The 16,597-nt window shown below is 42.0% G+C and carries 20 protein-coding genes; 6 read left to right on the top strand and 14 right to left on the bottom strand.

The features are described 5' to 3' along the window. Positions 1 to 8: 8 nt before the first annotated feature. Together phrB and ACO05V_RS07940 are read left to right on the top strand one after the other, a co-directional pair. On the top strand, positions 9 to 1,421 hold the full coding sequence (gene phrB, locus ACO05V_RS07945) for a deoxyribodipyrimidine photo-lyase (RefSeq protein WP_421849363.1): 1,413 nt from the start codon (positions 9 to 11) through the stop codon (positions 1,419 to 1,421). Between the two features lie 153 nt (positions 1,422 to 1,574). Further along, a complete protein-coding gene (locus ACO05V_RS07940; RefSeq protein ID WP_421849360.1) occupies positions 1,575 to 2,063 on the top strand; it encodes a MarR family winged helix-turn-helix transcriptional regulator in 489 nt (162 codons plus the stop codon). A gap of 72 nt (positions 2,064 to 2,135) precedes the next feature. Here the strand turns inward: ACO05V_RS07940 and dapB are convergent, their stop codons facing one another. The 3 genes from dapB to pomA all read right to left on the bottom strand — a co-directional run bounded on the left by dapB (position 2,136) and on the right by pomA (position 4,846). Continuing rightward, on the bottom strand, positions 2,136 to 2,936 hold the full coding sequence (gene dapB, locus ACO05V_RS07935; RefSeq protein ID WP_421849357.1) for a 4-hydroxy-tetrahydrodipicolinate reductase: 801 nt from the start codon (positions 2,934 to 2,936) through the stop codon (positions 2,136 to 2,138). Between the two features lie 135 nt (positions 2,937 to 3,071). Continuing rightward, the gene (locus ACO05V_RS07930; protein ID WP_421849354.1) at positions 3,072 to 4,064 is read right to left on the bottom strand and encodes a flagellar motor protein MotB; all 993 of its coding nucleotides are present in this window, start codon (positions 4,062 to 4,064) and stop codon (positions 3,072 to 3,074) included. 26 nt (positions 4,065 to 4,090) lie between these two features. Beyond that, entirely contained in the window at positions 4,091 to 4,846 is a 756-nt protein-coding gene (pomA, locus tag ACO05V_RS07925) for a flagellar motor protein PomA (protein ID WP_421849351.1), read from the bottom strand. A gap of 174 nt (positions 4,847 to 5,020) precedes the next feature. Here pomA and ACO05V_RS07920 point away from each other — a divergent pair, with 174 nt between their 5' ends. Genes ACO05V_RS07920 through dxs form a run of 3 tightly spaced genes read left to right on the top strand, consistent with a single transcriptional unit; the run spans position 5,021 to position 8,069 of the window. Next, positions 5,021 to 5,263 carry an exodeoxyribonuclease VII small subunit gene (locus ACO05V_RS07920; protein ID WP_072839552.1) on the top strand — a complete coding sequence of 81 codons (243 nt, stop codon included), beginning with the start codon at positions 5,021 to 5,023 and terminating at the stop codon, positions 5,261 to 5,263. Continuing rightward, complete coding sequence (locus ACO05V_RS07915; protein ID WP_421849347.1) at positions 5,260 to 6,141, top strand: polyprenyl synthetase family protein; 882 nt, start codon at positions 5,260 to 5,262, stop codon at positions 6,139 to 6,141. Before ACO05V_RS07920 ends, ACO05V_RS07915 begins: the two co-directional genes overlap by 4 nt. Before the next feature lie 50 nt (positions 6,142 to 6,191). Then, entirely contained in the window at positions 6,192 to 8,069 is a 1,878-nt protein-coding gene (gene dxs, locus ACO05V_RS07910) for a 1-deoxy-D-xylulose-5-phosphate synthase (RefSeq protein ID WP_421856906.1), read from the top strand. Positions 8,070 to 8,106: 37 nt separating this feature from the next. On the opposite strand, the gene ACO05V_RS07905 is transcribed toward dxs, so the two are convergent. From ACO05V_RS07905 to ACO05V_RS07885, 5 genes are all read right to left on the bottom strand, one after another. Beyond that, the gene (locus tag ACO05V_RS07905) at positions 8,107 to 8,439 is read right to left on the bottom strand and encodes a YnfA family protein (RefSeq protein ID WP_421849344.1); all 333 of its coding nucleotides are present in this window, start codon (positions 8,437 to 8,439) and stop codon (positions 8,107 to 8,109) included. Between the two features lie 25 nt (positions 8,440 to 8,464). Next, positions 8,465 to 8,908, bottom strand: a complete 444-nt coding sequence (locus ACO05V_RS07900; protein WP_421849341.1) for a GNAT family N-acetyltransferase — start codon at positions 8,906 to 8,908, stop codon at positions 8,465 to 8,467. Positions 8,909 to 8,950: 42 nt separating this feature from the next. After that, positions 8,951 to 9,367, bottom strand: coding sequence for a hypothetical protein (locus ACO05V_RS07895; RefSeq protein WP_421849338.1), 417 nt, complete (start codon positions 9,365 to 9,367; stop codon positions 8,951 to 8,953). Positions 9,368 to 9,443: 76 nt separating this feature from the next. Further along, positions 9,444 to 9,818, bottom strand: coding sequence for a YbaK/EbsC family protein (locus ACO05V_RS07890; protein ID WP_421849335.1), 375 nt, complete (start codon positions 9,816 to 9,818; stop codon positions 9,444 to 9,446). 123 nt (positions 9,819 to 9,941) lie between these two features. Continuing rightward, positions 9,942 to 10,406, bottom strand: coding sequence for a GNAT family N-acetyltransferase (locus ACO05V_RS07885; protein WP_421849332.1), 465 nt, complete (start codon positions 10,404 to 10,406; stop codon positions 9,942 to 9,944). A 301-nt stretch (positions 10,407 to 10,707) separates the two neighbouring features. Here ACO05V_RS07885 and ACO05V_RS07880 point away from each other — a divergent pair, with 301 nt between their 5' ends. Further along, a complete protein-coding gene (locus ACO05V_RS07880) occupies positions 10,708 to 11,775 on the top strand; it encodes a 2,3-butanediol dehydrogenase (protein ID WP_421849329.1) in 1,068 nt (355 codons plus the stop codon). A gap of 81 nt (positions 11,776 to 11,856) precedes the next feature. On the opposite strand, the gene ACO05V_RS07875 is transcribed toward ACO05V_RS07880, so the two are convergent. The 6 genes from ACO05V_RS07875 to ACO05V_RS07850 all read right to left on the bottom strand — a co-directional run bounded on the left by ACO05V_RS07875 (position 11,857) and on the right by ACO05V_RS07850 (position 16,151). Beyond that, positions 11,857 to 12,213: a hypothetical protein gene (locus ACO05V_RS07875; RefSeq protein ID WP_421849327.1), complete on the bottom strand. Its 357-nt coding sequence runs from the start codon at positions 12,211 to 12,213 to the stop codon at positions 11,857 to 11,859. Between the two features lie 223 nt (positions 12,214 to 12,436). Continuing rightward, positions 12,437 to 13,315 (bottom strand): hypothetical protein, encoded by an 879-nt coding sequence (locus tag ACO05V_RS07870; RefSeq protein WP_421849325.1) that lies wholly within the window; start codon positions 13,313 to 13,315, stop codon positions 12,437 to 12,439. A 35-nt stretch (positions 13,316 to 13,350) separates the two neighbouring features. Then, positions 13,351 to 13,560: a hypothetical protein gene (locus ACO05V_RS07865; RefSeq protein ID WP_421849322.1), complete on the bottom strand. Its 210-nt coding sequence runs from the start codon at positions 13,558 to 13,560 to the stop codon at positions 13,351 to 13,353. A 68-nt stretch (positions 13,561 to 13,628) separates the two neighbouring features. After that, positions 13,629 to 14,300 carry a hypothetical protein gene (locus ACO05V_RS07860; protein WP_421849319.1) on the bottom strand — a complete coding sequence of 224 codons (672 nt, stop codon included), beginning with the start codon at positions 14,298 to 14,300 and terminating at the stop codon, positions 13,629 to 13,631. Between the two features lie 319 nt (positions 14,301 to 14,619). Beyond that, positions 14,620 to 15,288, bottom strand: a complete 669-nt coding sequence (locus ACO05V_RS07855; protein WP_421849316.1) for a hypothetical protein — start codon at positions 15,286 to 15,288, stop codon at positions 14,620 to 14,622. 74 nt (positions 15,289 to 15,362) lie between these two features. Beyond that, positions 15,363 to 16,151, bottom strand: a complete 789-nt coding sequence (locus ACO05V_RS07850; protein ID WP_421849313.1) for a hypothetical protein — start codon at positions 16,149 to 16,151, stop codon at positions 15,363 to 15,365. Between the last annotated feature and the right edge of the window lie 446 nt (positions 16,152 to 16,597).

Genomic DNA, 16,597 nt, shown 5'->3' with positions numbered 1-16,597 from the left:
GCAGTAGAATGAAGATTACACATCTGGTTTGGTTAAGAAACGACCTACGCTGTCTAGACAATCCGGCTCTTTACCTCGCCTCTATAAAAGCGAAAACAGCTAAAGAAGGCGTTGCTGTTATTATCACTCCCACACCGGCACAATGGGCACTGCATAATGAATCAGACGCAAAAACAGGGCTTCGTGCAGGACTAATCAAAAACCTAGCCAAGACGCTGGCAACGCTTGGCATTCCACTGCATATTCTGGATGCCGAAACCTTTGATCAGCTTCCAGATGCCATCACAGAGTTTTGTCTCAGTAATAATATTAAACACCTTTGGTTTAACCGCGATCTGCCTATTCACGAACAACAGCGTGATCAAGCTGTCTGCGAACAATTGCAGCAACACCAAATTAGTACTCACGTTCAGGCGACAGATATTATTGTTTCCCAAGATGTGCTTAGCCAGCAAGGCACACCATTCAAGGTCTTCACACCATTCTTTAATCGATGGGTCACCATGCTTGCTCAGCAAGATAGAACACCATTACCAGCGCCTGAACCACAAACAGAAGCATTGCCAGAACCCAGTTTGAAGCTGGCATGGAAGAAGTCATTTCGGGACGATTTATGGCCTGCAGATCACGACACGGCCAAACAAAAACTTTGGCAGTTCTGTCACCACAAAGAACGCCATTACCAAGAAGGCAGAGATTACCCTATTGAACCCGCTACCAGCACGTTATCTCCCTATCTTGCGTTAGGTGCTTTGGGACCAAGGCAATGCTTGGAAGCCATTTTCTATACGTGCAATCAAGAAGAGCGACGTTGGCAAGACAGCATTTGGTTAAAGGAACTCGCATGGCGAGACTTTTACCGCCAACTAATGGCGCATTTTCCTTTTCTTTGTAAGAGCCGTCCGTTCAAGCCAGAAACAAACGCGTTGATTTGGCGACAAAACGAAGAAGAGTTTCAGGCATGGTGCGAAGGTAGGACAGGCTTTCCAATTGTAGATGCTGCCATGCGCCAGCTTAACCAAACTGGCTGGATGCACAACCGCTTAAGAATGGTAGCAGCAAGCTTCTTTACCAAACTGATGTTTGCAGACTGGCGCAGAGGCGAAGCTTATTTTATGAGCAAATTGATTGATGGTGAATTCGCTGCAAACAATGGCGGCTGGCAGTGGAGCGCATCGACTGGCTGTGATGCTGCGCCTTATTTTCGAGTCTTTAACCCGACCAGACAATCACAAACCTATGATAAAAATGGTGATTTCATCCGACGCTTTGTTCCAGAACTCGCCAAGCTAGACGCAAAATCCATACACGAACCTAAGCCAGAGCAAAGAAGACAATGTCATTACCCAGAACCTATTATTGATTACAAACCAGCAAGATTAGCTGCTATCGCGGCGTTCGATGAGCTAAAAAGCCGTTAAACTAGGCGCGTTTTTCTAGTGGTCATTTCGTGTATATTGGCAAAACAGCAAAACACACCTATACTTTGAGCTGTAATATTTCTCAAACTAAGCTTTTACAGATCAAAACAAAATCATATAATCCGTAAAATTTATTTGGATTAATTAATTGCCATGCCTGATTCCCCACAACACTTACACGATGTCCTTGTCCACTTACGACGCATTATCCGTGCTACGGATTTACAATCAAAACGCGTTGTAAAAGCCTGTGGATTAACGATTCCTCAAATAATGGTGCTTCGTTCTATTGAGGAACTGGGCGATGTCACTGTGCGAAAAATTTCCGACAGCGTATCCCTAAGCCAAGCCACAGTAACAACTATACTAAACCGTCTGGAAGACAGAAAATATGTAGAACGAGTTAGAGGGCAAAAAGACAAACGTATCGTCAATGCTCGCTTAACGGCCACCGGTATGGAAATTCTTAAAACCACACCGCCACTTCTGCATGAAAAATTTATTGATGAATTCGACTCATTAGAAGGCTGGGAACAAACCCAAGTACTCTCGTCCTTACAACGCATCGCCATGATGATGGATGCAGAGAATCTAGACGCTGCACCTTTACTTGATATCAATTCACCCGATGCGTTAGTTTAAAAAACTCTCAAACAAAAATGGCCGTTAATTTGCGACCATTTTTGTTTAGTTCATCTCAAATAGAAATAGAGATCACTTCAGATTAAGTACATCCTGCATATCATACATACCAGCCGACTTACCTTCCAACCAGCTTGCAGCACGTACCGCACCTTTAGCGAAAGTCATACGGCTACTCGCCTTGTGAACAATCTCAATACGCTCACCTTCGGTAGCAAACCAAACGCTGTGTTCACCAACCACATCACCAGCGCGTATGGTTTCAAAACCAATTTCTTTTTGAGTACGAGCGCCAGTCTGACCTTCACGGCCATAGACAGCACACTCTTTTAAGTCGCGACCCAATGCTTCAGCAACCACTTCTCCCATTCGCAATGCTGTACCTGAAGGCGAATCGACTTTGTGACGATGATGCGCTTCGACGATTTCCACATCGTAATCATCCCCTAAAATCTGCGCTGCAGTAGCGAGCAACTTAAGCGTTAAATTCACACCAACACTCATGTTTGGAGCAAAAACAACCGGAGACTGCTGTGCTGATTCGTTTAGCTTTGCCTTCTCCACGTCGCTTAAACCTGTTGTTCCAACAACAATGGCTTTTTGATGTTTAGCGCAAAAAGCGGCATTTTTTAAGGTCAACGTCGGTGTTGTGAAATCAATCAAAACATCAAAATCGTTCACACAATCTGCCAATGAAGCGACAGCTGCAACACCCAACTTTCCAACACCAGCAATCTCACCAGCGTCTGCACCAATCAAACTACTACCCGGTTTTAAAATGGCCGCACCTAAAGAAACACCTTTGGCATCATGAATGGCGGTGATTAGATTTTTTCCCATACGCCCTGAAGCGCCAATGACTGCTACTCGCATTTATCTACTTCCTCAATATTGTCTGCGCAAACCATAGCAAAAAAACACTTGAATCTCAGCATTAAAAATCAATAAGACATACTACAAAACATGGAAAAGGAGCCGAAGCTCCTTTACATAATGAAAGACTATTGATTAGAAAATTTCGTTTGGTTTCAATTCATCCACCATAGTTTGATCGAATTCAATCACCCCATCAGATGGTATCTCATCTACTGTATTGCGCAGTTTTGGTCGTGACATATCATTTTGCTTAATCACAATCTCAACTCGTCGGTTGGTTGCCCGATGAGCCGGCGTATCATTTGGTACCAAAGGACGCGTATCAGCATAACCTGTTACTGCAAATCGACCTTGATTAAGTTGCCCTGTCGAAAACAATTCCTCAGCCACTGAAATCGCGCGAGCCGATGACAACTGCCAGTTTGAACGAAATCGACCACTGCCTATTGGAACGTTGTCAGTATGACCTTCAACCGAGATAGTGCCTTGAATACCAACAAGTACATCACGAATCAAATCAATAACCGGAATGAAATCATAATTCAATTCAGCAGAACCTGATTCAAACGACCCCTGATCTTTTATACGAATGGTAATGGTCTGCTCTTGTGTTTCAATTTCCACCGTGCCTTTAGAGATCTCCTCACGCATAACAGAAGCGATCATTTGTGCATCACCTTCTGTTTCTTGAATTTTCTTCTCTTTTTCAAGATCTGCATGAGACTTATCAACAAAGGTAACAGGCGAAGGTGAGCCAGAATCACTTTGCTCTTTAAGTTCAGCATCACCTGGCTTACAAATAACCTCAAGCGTATTTTCAGGTGTATTGTCTGCCTTTTGCTTTACCTCATTGATAGGCGTTGGTTCTGGACGCCCAGGACTAAACTCTTGCGCGATCACCGAGGTTCCCATAGGAATAGAATCGGCCTTCACTTCATTCTGAACACCAAATGCCACTTTTAATGACCCTGCAATTTGCTTGAATTTGATAACATCCATTTCAGCAAACGACAGCAGTAGCACAAAGAAACACATCAACAAAGACATGAGATCCGCAAAGGTTCCCATGTAAGCAGGTAAGCCCTCTACACATTCGGGGCAATCTGACTCTTCTTCATCACTCATTATAGAATCCGTTTACAACAAAAAATTTATTCACGCTCTGTTCGCTTACCTTCCGCTATGTAGGTTTTCAGCGCGCCATCCAAGATACGAGGGTTCTGACCAGACTGAATAGCAAGCAGCGCATCCAAAATCAACTTCTGGCATGTCAACTCTTCATCGGCACGGATATTCAATTTTGTCTGAATTGGCAAACACACCATATTGGCTAACATGGCACCATAAAGAGTAGTCAACAAGGCTATAGCCATTGCAGGTCCGATTGCTTTTGGATCAGACATGTTTGCCAACATCGGCACCAAACCAACTAAAGTCCCTATCATACCCATCGCAGGACCGACATCACCAAAAGCTTTAAAAACTTTAGCTCCTGCTGTATGACGATAATAAGACTGGTTCATATCCTTAGATAATTGGCTTTTCACCACATTCCCATCATGCCCATCCACCAGCATTTGAATGCCTTTCGATAAAAAAGGGTGACTTACTTCTTTACCTTCCAATGAAAGCAAGCCACCTTTACGAGCTTCATCTGCCAATCCATAGATTTCATCAATCAATGTATCTAAAGGAATACTTTTAAACATAAAAGCTTTCGCAGCAACTTTACCAGCACTAAGAAATTGACTTAAAGGATATTGCATTAAAACAACAAATGTGGATCCAACCAACACAATCAGTGTTGACGCTGTATCTATAAACATCCCTGCTGATCCACCAACAAAAATGGCGGAAATAATTACTATAAAAGATCCAACGAGTCCTATTAACGTTGCGATATCCACACACGTCTCCTAACAAAAAAGCTATAATGCGACCGATACATTTTAATGATTCTATACGAAACAAATAGGAAGAATGACATCTTCTTACATGATTTTTGTAATTTTCATTAACACTCCCTCGAACAGTAGGTCATTTTCTGTTACAAAACGTAGGTTAAAACAAGAGTAGTCATCATGTCCCGAAAAACTAATGTCCGTCATTTTGAAGAAAACCTCAGTGAATTAGATACGCTCGTTACTCAACTTGAGTCCAACCAGCTTTCTCTTGAAGAGGCGCTAAAAGCCTTTGAAAAAGGTGTTAAACTTAGTCAAGAATGTCAGTCTGTTCTCACCCAAGCCGAGCAAAAAGTTCAAATACTGCTGGAAAAACAAGATGGTGAGCACCTAGAAACTTTTGATCCGGAATTAAATTCGTGACTTTAGACGATTTCTCTCATTACGCTCGCCAACGAGTTGATAGCTATCTTACACAAAGTTTAGGCCAATACGATCCTGCTACTCATTTACAAAATGCCATGGCATATAGCCTATTTAACGGTGGCAAACGCGTTCGACCTATGTTGACTTATGCGGCTGCATCTTTATTTGGCGAGACTAACGACCTTACGGACGCCAGCGCAGCCGCGATTGAATCCATTCATGCCTATTCTTTGATTCATGACGACCTTCCAGCTATGGACGACGACGACTTACGTCGCGGCAAACCCACTTGCCATATACAATACGACGAAGCCACAGCCATTCTTGCTGGCGATGCCTTGCAGACTTTTGCTTTTGAATTATTAAGTGCTTCAAAACACCAGAATATGAAAGTTCAACTACAATTAATTCAAGAACTTGTTCATGCTTCTGGTCGACATGGTATGGTCACGGGACAAATGATCGATCTAGCCAATGTAGGCAAAAATATCAACATTGCTGAACTTGAACAAATGCATCAACATAAAACGGGCGCACTTATTCGAGCCAGTATTCGTATGGGCGCCATCAGTACGGGCGCTAGTAAGCAAACTGATTTCGCTGCCCTAGACGCTTACGCTGCAGCAATTGGTCTAGCGTTTCAAGTTCAAGATGACATTATCGACATTACCAGTGACACAATAACCCTAGGCAAAACCCAATTCTCAGATGAAGAAGCAAACAAACCTACTTATCCAAAACTACTTGGTTTAGAAGGCGCTCAAGCCCTAGCTCAAAGCTTACATAACCAAGCCATTACAGCGATTTCACCATTTGGTGACGCCGCTCAGCCTTTAGTTGAGCTTGCGAACTATATTATTGGTCGTAACCACTGATATACTTACCCGCTTTTTTAGATTAATTAGATGTGACCAAACCTGTGCCGATGTTCGAAGAGATACCCACTGCGCGACCTGACACGCCGCTACTTGATCAAGTCAACTCACCTGCTGACTTGCGTGCCTTTAAAAAAGAGCAATTACCGACTCTTGTGCGCGAATTACGCGAATACATGCTTTATAGCGTCGGACAAACTGGCGGGCACTTTGGCGCAGGCCTTGGCGTTGTAGAACTCACCGTTGCCCTTCACTATTTATACAACACCCCAGAAGATCGCATCGTTTGGGATGTTGGCCATCAAGCCTATCCTCATAAAATTTTAACGGGCCGCCGTGAGGCTTTACTCAACATTCGCCAAGAAAACGGTATATCCGGTTTTCCAAAGCGCGATGAAAGTGAATACGATACTTTTGGTGTAGGTCATTCGAGTACGTCGATTGGTGCCGCTCTGGGCATGTCTCTTGCTGCACGACAGTTAAAAACTGGTCGTAAAGCCGTTGCTATCATTGGCGATGGAGCTATGTCTGCAGGTATGGCATTCGAAGCACTTAATCACGCGGGCGATGTGAAAGCCGACATGCTGGTCATTTTAAATGACAACGAGATGTCTATTTCAAAACCAGTTGGCGCATTATCAAGTTATTTTGCGCGTATTTGGGCCAGTAAAACTTATGACCATATTCGTGAAGGTGGCAGAAAAGTCTTCTCTGGGCTGCCTTCAGCCCTTGAATTAGCTCGTAAAGCCGAAGAACACATGAAAGGCATGGTATCGCCAGGCATGATGTTTGAAGAGCTAGGTTTTAATTATATCGGGCCGATTGATGGTCACGATATGGATCACTTATTAACCACAATTGCCAACTTAAAAGATCGAAAAGGCCCCCAATTCCTTCATGTCATCACCAAAAAAGGCAAGGGGTTTGAGCCAGCTGAAGGCGATCCAATCGGCTATCATGCTATTAATAAAATCGAGCCTGATCCAAAACCGAACGTAGAGAAAAGCAAACTGCCGAAATACTGTAACATCTTTGGCAAGTGGGTATGTGATGCTGCCGAACAAGACGATAAACTGGTCGCTATCACGCCAGCTATGAAAGAAGGCTCAGATCTGATTGATTTTGCTGATCGCTTTCCTGAAAGATACTTTGACGTAGCCATCGCAGAGCAGCATGCCGTGACGCTAGCCGCTGGCATGGCATGCGATGGCGTTAAACCCGTTGTTGCGATTTACTCGACTTTCCTACAACGAGCCTATGATCAGCTTATTCACGATGTGGCTCTGCAAAACCTTGATGTCTTGTTCGCTATTGACCGAGCAGGATTAGTCGGTGAAGACGGTCCAACTCATGCAGGCGTATACGATTTAAGTTACCTTCGTTGCATTCCAAACTTGATTGTTATGGCTCCGTCAGACGAAGACGAATGCCGTAAAATGCTACAAACAGGCTACGAATACAAAGGCCCAGCTGCTGTGCGTTATCCGCGCGGAACAGGTCAAGGTGTCGATATTGAATCAACATTGAGCACTCTTGAAATCGGCAAATCTCGTACACTGAGAACAGGGCAATCCGGTATTATCATTTGCGGTTTCGGTCGTCCTACTTACGATGCACTTCAAGCCGCCGATAAATTAGACGCGACCTTGCTCGATATGCGCTTTATTAAACCGATAGATGAAGAAGCGTTACTTACTCATCGCGATGCAAAACTCATCGTGACTGTTGAAGAAAACGCCATCATGGGCGGGGCTGGATCGGCAGTAAGTGAGTTCCTAATTGCGAACAACATAAACATTCCAACGCTACACCTTGGCCTACCAGACCAATATGAAGAACATGCTAGCCATGCATCTATGCTAAAACGTGTCGGGTTGGACGCGAAAGGCATTCAGAAATCCATCGAAAAGAAGCTGAACTCGCTATAAAAGCTTCCAAAGCTAAATCTAAGCCACGGTCTGTACGTTATGCAGTCCGTGGTGCAAACATAATAATGGCCATCCCCAAAAGCGCCACCGCAGAGCCAAGCATATCCCAAGTGGTTGGGCGAATACCGTCAACAAGCCAGAGCCATAAAACGGCCATGAAGATATAAACACCGCCATAAGCCGCATAGACTCTTCCTGAAGCCGTCGGGTGTAACGTCAGCAGCCAAGCAAATATCGCCAGACTTAACGCCGCTGGCACTAATAACCAAACCGTTTTACCTTCACGTAGCCAAAGATAAGGCAGGTAACAGCCGACAATTTCTGCCAGTGCTGTCACCATAAAAAGACCTATCGTTTTTAACTCAGGCAAAAGAACTTTCCTTCTAATAATTTAATCAACGCGTCAAACACATAGGCACAAAGCGAATGCCATTAAAATCAGCCTCACTCCCTGTTGCCTCAAACCCATAAGATTCATAAAAGCCAACCGCATTCACCGACGAACGCAGGCTGATTTCTTTAGCCTCTGTCGTACTCAATAAAGCATCAAGAAGCCGCTTTCCTATTCCTTGGCCTTGCATCGATTTAGACACAAATAAATGAGTAAGATAATTGCCATCACGTAACGCACCAAAACCAACCATCTCGCCAGCGAAAATAACTTTTAGTGTCTGAAAATGCTCATTATCAAAGGTCGTAGTAATATCAGGTAAAATACGCGCTTTAAATTCGGCTTTTCCCTGATCATTGAAATTAGGTAACACATCCACTGCAGATACTTGGCTAATAAAGTGCTTAACAAGTTCCAAATCAGCAACATCAACTTTCTGAATATCCATCCCCCCCCCCCCCCCAAGCTCAATTACATTTTATACTGGCAATCATTTAATAATCACTTCAATAAACCATTTAGGCTGCATATCCTCGAAGTCTGTTCGAATATTAGCAGGTAAGTAACTGGCGGAATCTAGCACAAAAGCTTTGCCATCAACTCGCTTAAACACCACCCAATGCAAGAAGTCTTTACCTGCTTCTTGGTGGTGTTTAATAGCAAGCAAAGCTAAATCTGGCAAAGTGCTCCATGATGCAAAAGGAATCTCTTCTGTAGACGTTTTAACGTCAGCAGAAAAAAGCATTTTTCTTACATACTGGGTATCCGACCAAAGAGATTTATCATCCGCATAAATCCCCATCGCATTGGCCGAAGCTTTCATCTGCGCATAGGTTTTACCCAAAATATTCGCCACAGTAGCAATGCCGCAACCAGTGGCTTCCTCTTGCATTACAGGTTCAAGCATTAATGGCTCCTTAAATATTTAAAGCTGAATAACCTTACTTGTCCTGCCTAAGTGTTCAAATAATATCGCTATGTCGCTATGTCGCTAAGTCGCTAAGTTTCATAACCAAAGTAGAGGTATTCACCAAGGGGTGACACTGTAACGTCTCGGATTGCCATACATCTTGATCAATAATAACTTCCACTAAGCCCTCAGGGTCATTCACCACACCTAAAATAGAAACAGAGCCAGGCGCAGTGTCTAGATACTTTTCTAGTCGTTGAGGAGAGGCAAAACTCAGCCGCTTCACATCAAGGCATTCAGATAAAAAATTCAAGTTTATTTGCTTCTCATCCGAAACAACAACTAAGAAATGACGCTTTACCTTTTCTGCTACCTGCTCACACTGTAACAACTGCTCCAGTTGGGTGATATCCTTGGCGACCTCAATTTGATACATAACGTCCTGCATATGACAACCTAAGTGCTTTAAGCATCGACTGTTAGAAACAAGACCGCTATTGGAGCATCGCACACTAAGCCTTCTTGAAATAACGTCACACCTCGGTTCTAGGGCAACGCTTAACCGCAATCGCTACATTATAATTCGGTAATATTGACCATACTCCCCATCTTTAGTTGCACTGTTTAGTACCAGCCAACCTAACTTTTCGGCCACTCTCCTGCTGGCTATATTATCCTCTGCAATGAAAACCTGGACAGTATCTAAGTCAAACTTGGTTACAAGTTTTTCAATCGCTAATTCACAAGCAGTCACTGCGATACCTTTTCCCCAACACTCCGACCTTATGAAGTAGCCGAAATCCAAAACGCCATTTATCTCTTTAACGCCACAGAACCCAATGAGCTCATCAGACTCAGCATTGGCGATAACAAATCGAGATGGCGTATCAAGCGTAGTTTGAAACCACAAATCTGCTTCAATGTCAGTAAGAGCACGACGAGGCCCGATAAACGTCATTACCTGAGGGTCTCCCAGCATAGACTTTACTGCGACTTTATCTTTCTCTTGAAGGTCTCTCAACTTTACTGAAATCATAGGTCTAAGTTCTCAATATGGTACTCAATCAACACTTTATCATTCTTGTTATATGTTGGCCTGCTCCATCGTTAGACACTAATCATGAAAACCAACGGAACCCCAGACACTGAATCCATACCAATTGCAGTATAAAAACAAGTTCCTATCACGTCATATCTTAACCTCTTATTGGAGTTACTTGATCATTGTCAGTGAAAAGCAGGATTCTGCTCATACCGTTTGACGCCACTCAATGTGCTGAGTAGCTTGGTCTAATCATTTTTTAGCCATTTTTTTAGTCGAACACAAGGAAAGCAAAATGAAAGCTGCTCGTTTTTATGACAGAGGGGATATCCGCATTGAAGACATCCCTGAGCCTAGTGTTGAGCCTGGTACAGTAGGCATTGATGTTGCGTGGTGTGGCATCTGCGGTACTGATTTACATGAGTTTATGGAAGGGCCGATTTTTATTCCACCTTGTGGCCATCCACACCCTATTTCAGGGGAATCTGCACCCGTTACCATGGGGCACGAGTTTTCCGGTGTTGTGTATGCCGTTGGCGAAGGCGTGGACGACATTAAAGTCGGTCAGCATGTTGTTGTTGAACCTTATATCATTGCCGATGAAGTGCCTACTGGACCGGGTGAAAATTATCACCTGTCTAAGAATATGAACTTTATTGGACTTGGTGGTTGCGGTGGTGGTTTATCCGAAAAAATAGCCGTAAAACGCCGTTGGGTTCACCCTATTTCGAATTCAATTCCTTTGGATCAAGCCGCCTTAGTTGAACCTTTGGCCGTTGGTTATCATGCGTTTGTTCGCAGCGGAGCGAAAGCGGGTGATGTGGCTTTAGTTGGCGGCGGCGGTCCCATCGGTTTGTTATTGTCGGCCGTTTTAAAAGCCAAGGGCATCACGGTTATCCTGACAGAGCTAAGCGCTAAGCGTAAAGAAAAAGCCCACGATACGGGCGTAGCAGATTATATTTTAGATCCAACTGAGGTCAACGTCACAGAGGAAGTGATGAAAATCACAGAAAACCGAGGGGTGGACGTCGCTTTCGAGTGCACCAGTAACAACAAAGTATTAGACACCTTAGTGGAAAGCACAAAAGCCAAAGGGGCTATCGTTATTGTCTCCATTTGGAGCCATCCAGCAAGCGTGAACGTACACAGTGTGGTCATGAAAGAATTAGATGTTCGCGGCACCATAGCTTATGTCAACAACCATGAAGAAACCATTAAATTGGTTGAAGAAGGCAAAGTGAATCTGGAACCTTTTATTACCCAGCGAATCGAATTAGATGACCTAATTTCTCAAGGGTTCGATACGCTAATTCACAATAATGAATCGGCAGTGAAAATCATCGTTCGTCCATCAAAAGCGTAAATGATACCAATGTAGAGCCAGCGAGGAATCGACATTGTCGGCCCTTGCTGGCTTTTTTAAACATAGTTTGAACGAGTACGCCTAATACAGTTTTTCCTTAAAAAATTTTACGTACTGAGATACATAACCACTTTCACATTTACCTTGGTATTCAACCCAGTGGAGAGTGTTCCCTATCACCACAATGCTACCCGAAACAACCAAGGTAACCGCAGGTATAGCCACACCAATTGCGGCTAAACAAGCTTCGTCACCTCCGCCTCCAACGCTACAATTTAAATGACCCAATGTAACACTTGCCAGATTAAGCTTTCGTATAACCATGTCACATTGCTTCGCATAACCCTGATCTTTGTCTACCTCTGGAACAAAAGCACACGAAGTTGTCACTAGACTTAAGACCAAAAGAAAAAGAACCTTCTTTATATTTACTACCATCTCTTTCCTTGATTATTTGGTACTCAACCGCTGGCCAGTCTAGATAAAATTTAACTTTCTTGTCGCCCCAACAATAGAAGTCTATTGGTTCTGTCATCGTTACGTCGACCTGTTTCTGAGAAAAATACGCTCAAGAAGCGGCATAACGGCGATAAATTGAACAATTACATTTACCAATTATTATATAGTTTGTGTGCGGGGTTTTATTAAATGTTCTATATCACTACTTAGCAACTGATCTAGGGTTGTCTTTATAAACTAGTGACATTTTCTGGAAAGTCCTTCCGTTAATATCAAAAACCTCTATATCGATTAATAAACCATGAAGATCGTACATACATGCTAAAAATGGAGTTAATTCCTTGCCAAACTCTCTAAATTTGGATTTTCCTAATGATCCCTGATCAATAATATTTATTTTCCAGTGCGATTTATTTTTCTCTATGTCCCTTATCTCATAGCTCAGTACGGCAAACATATTACCAATTTGAGACAATATACTCTCTTCTGTTATTTCATAACGTTTTTCATCAATTCCAATAGAGTCTTTAATTCGCAAAATCATACCTGAAAGTTCAAGGCATGTTTTAAGTAGAATTTGAATAGTGTCAATGTACTTTGACAGATTAATTAGCCCTTCGAATTCTAATGTTACTGACTTGCTATTATTTTGACCATAATTGCAATTTATAGAGTTGGTTTCTTTATTATACGAATATGATGAGTGATTGCTGATATTTCGCCATTGGTTTAAGGGTACATCATGTAGGATATCTTTTAGAACATACTTAAAGAATTCGGACGATTCAACTAGGTTTGAAACAATTTTACCATTCGTTAAGGTTTTATTATCTCCATAAATACTAGATTCCTTGCTTAGGGCAAAAATCCTATAAAGAAGATTTAGTTGTGGATATAGACTACTTTCAATTATGTCTCCAAGCATATTGAAGGCTGATTTAGTAAACCTTCTCTTATTCTCAGTATTGATAGAGCTATTAAGGGCAGCTGAGTCTTGATAGCCAATAAGTGCTTCATGAATAAGAAAATCATTTTCTAAATAAAGCTTAACAACATACGACTTATGATGTTCAACTGCCAATGAAAAATGATGAAAGAAGTATTTCGTGAAGTCCTCTAAATAGGTGCCTTCATTTTTTTTAGAAACATAACTTCAAAGGAGAAAGCTTTAGAAGAAGCTATGACCTTAATGCATTCTTTATCTACGATAAACTTTCTCAATATTTCTTCTGAAAATTTTTCAAAATCATAGATAGATTTAAACTTCATGCCATTTAGTAGCCTAGAAGCCTCACTTAGACCTTTAATTAATGCTAAATTTTCCATGTTATGCTTACGTTTTTAGTAGAGAATGAAATATAATGCCCGTTTTGGCGTCAGACTGGAAGCGTGTGTTAGCCTTTTTCTTCCGAAATCCAATCCCCATCAAAGCCCCAACTTAACCATGCCAAATAGTCTTCAATTAAGACATCTACGGAATCTAAGATTGAATTAGCTTGATCGCGGGTAATTAATTCACCATGCACGGCCTTATTACACAAAGATAATACTTTCACCGCCAATTGATACTGACTATCCAAAATTGCGTGATTATCAAGGAGCAACTCAAGTAGTCTTCCGCCAGAATAGCGGCGCTCATCAAACTCCAGTTTAAAACCCGAAGCAAGATTTTTAATCAAGACTTCAACCTCCATTCTAAGCCCCGCTAATGCCAAGTTAGGGTTGTCATTGACTATTTCACGGTAATACCCCACATCCATTCCGCTTGGAGATGGACGCAACCCCAACTCAACCAACCTCAAATTTGCCTTTGTATATTCGATTGGCTTCGAGTTTTTGTGCTCCTTTTTCTTTTCTATCGTTTCCTCTTGTACTTTTTCAGCAAGCTTAGCAGCCTCCTTAATGCTATTTTCAAGCTCAAAGGAAATGCCTCCTGGAAGCTTCGCGCTTTTAAGCCTAGAAAATACTCCTTCAACATGACTTTTGAAATATATACAAAGAAACACAGCTACAGAAGGCCAAATTAGAACCTTCAGATATTCTAATATTAATTTTGCTATATCCATGTGCGGTACTCTTTGAAGGCAAACTACTAAGCGGTTATAGAGCGGCGAAGCCATAGCTATAACCGTCTGTTGAACGGCCACGTTATCTATAGGGGATTTGCTTTTTCAGGATTGGTCACGTCCCTGTTAATATCGCAGTGTTTTTTCTTCCTTGCTAAGGGATACTCCCAAATATTAGGCGGGATTTACGTTTAACACCGCATTAAGTAGTAAGCAGAGCTACCATTAACTTAAACCATTGTGCCGTAGTTCCTAAAGCTGATTCAAACTAAAAATGCCAAGCGTTGAGAATCACTCTTGAACACTTTGTTATATGTATTTACTTCTTTGTAACGTTTACTTCTCGTAAGCCAAATTCTGGGTTGTGCGAGTCATCATGAGTACTACCTTTTGAGATCATTATTCGACACAGCACTAACGCTGCAATAGGAATGAAAACATGAAAAGCAAAACCTACTGAACAATACTCTTCGTAAGTCGATAGTGAAAAGATTGCCAATACACCCCAGATAAACAACGTAAAAACGGCTACCCACTGATTAATTTTTGAAACCGAATATCGTTGAGGACCTGTTATATATTTTTCATAGAAATCCCCTTGATCTGGTCGCTCCAAAAAGGATTTGTATAATGGACCCGTAACGCTATCCTCTAGAAGATCTAGATGATTTTCCCAATTCTCTTGCCAGTACTTGCTACCTTTATTTGCTGAAAACCAAGCAAAAGTAAAAACAAAACCAGCTGAAGCAATTACTGTAAGAAACAGTGGCTGCCCACCTTTAGGAAATTCTCCTGAAGCAACAGCAAAGAAACCAGCAAAGGCTACCGCTATCAACGCCCAAAAATACGTAGCTCTTTTCCAGTAAAGCTCGATTTCAAATTTTCGTATGTCTGAAGCTTGAGAAAATGCCGACTGTAATAAAATAGAATGAGATTTATCTGTTTCAAACTTATTTTTGTATTCTTCTTTATCGTACTTCTTAATCATATTCTCCCTATTCAACGTAATGGGCGACAACGGAGCGGAGCGTAGTTGGCGTCCCGTTGACCACCTTATTATAGCTAATCTGGCATAATAACCAGTTCAGAATCATAGAACGTCCTAGCCATGTAACTAATGCCGCTCACGGGGTCACGCTCATCGACTATTCGCTTTATGCCGTCTATATCGATTGATTTTCTGTATTTTTTCAGCCGACTTTCACTTGATTCAAGAACTTCCAGCATATTGGAAGCCAATGATCTCAGATTTCTTTCATTAACATCTATATGCCTGACATCTCGCTGCATCAGTAATGCTCTGAAACCATTAGAAAGCGATGATTTCCGGACTTCTTTAGGCTCCTCTGAACATCGATGTGCGATGCTGCTAGCTTTATCAAAAACTAAGTAATGATCGTCATCATCCGGCATAACACCAATGTCCTTTGGTGCAAATGCTGCAGAATTTCGAATGACTGTCTTATTTAGATAATAGTCGTTCAACTCTCTTGGAAGATGAAACTCAGGAGCAATATAAAAAACTGATTCCCCGGAGTCTTCTAGGCCTAATAGCAAATTGTGCTGATCTGAGTGTTTTGTAGGTCTTATATGCATCCGGTAATAAGGAACATCCATTACACCATCACGATGCTCTTTGGCATTTGCTCTTTCCAAGTAATCACTCAGTTTGAACTGAAGAAAAAGAGCCGTTCCTGACGTTGGCAGCTTTACATCATACCCTCCACCTTTCTGTCCTTCTGCATAAAGCGAGGGGAATATAGGAGAACCAACCAATCGAGCATTAAGAGAGGATGCCAACTCTTCTGTTACAGCATATCCGTACGAAAATTCTGAGAAATCAGGCTTCATTAAATACTCGTTTTTAAACTATAACGTTTTAATAGTGCGCATGCGTACTTACACATTTGCAAGGTCTTATGGCTATGGTTTTAAGTAACTGATCCTAAATACATTAATAAAGATATCAGCAAAATAGAAAAAAGGAAAAAGGAAAAAGGAGCATGTGTGTTATTCACTTTATCCACAGCGTGTTATCTCATTCATATACTCTATTAATCATTGATCTTAGTACAAATTTTCAGCTACCGCCAAGAAAAACGAGAAATATAGCCATACAAATCGAGCACATATTTTGCGTTGTAGGCCGCCTTAATGGATTTCCGCCTTCGCGGAAATGACGAGTTCTACTTGGGATGAGCCATAATTAAGCTAATCCAACTCCAAATAATCCCATCCTGCTTCGTATTGGCAAAGATTGTCTGACTAAAGTCAGACCTACAAAAACCGGCATGTCC

The sequence above is a fragment of the Marinomonas sp. genome (assembly GCF_965225885.1).
Classification (GTDB): domain Bacteria; phylum Pseudomonadota; class Gammaproteobacteria; order Pseudomonadales; family Marinomonadaceae; genus Marinomonas.
The sequence above is the reverse complement of the archived record's forward strand: the minus strand, read 5'-3'. Positions and strand labels throughout refer to the sequence as shown.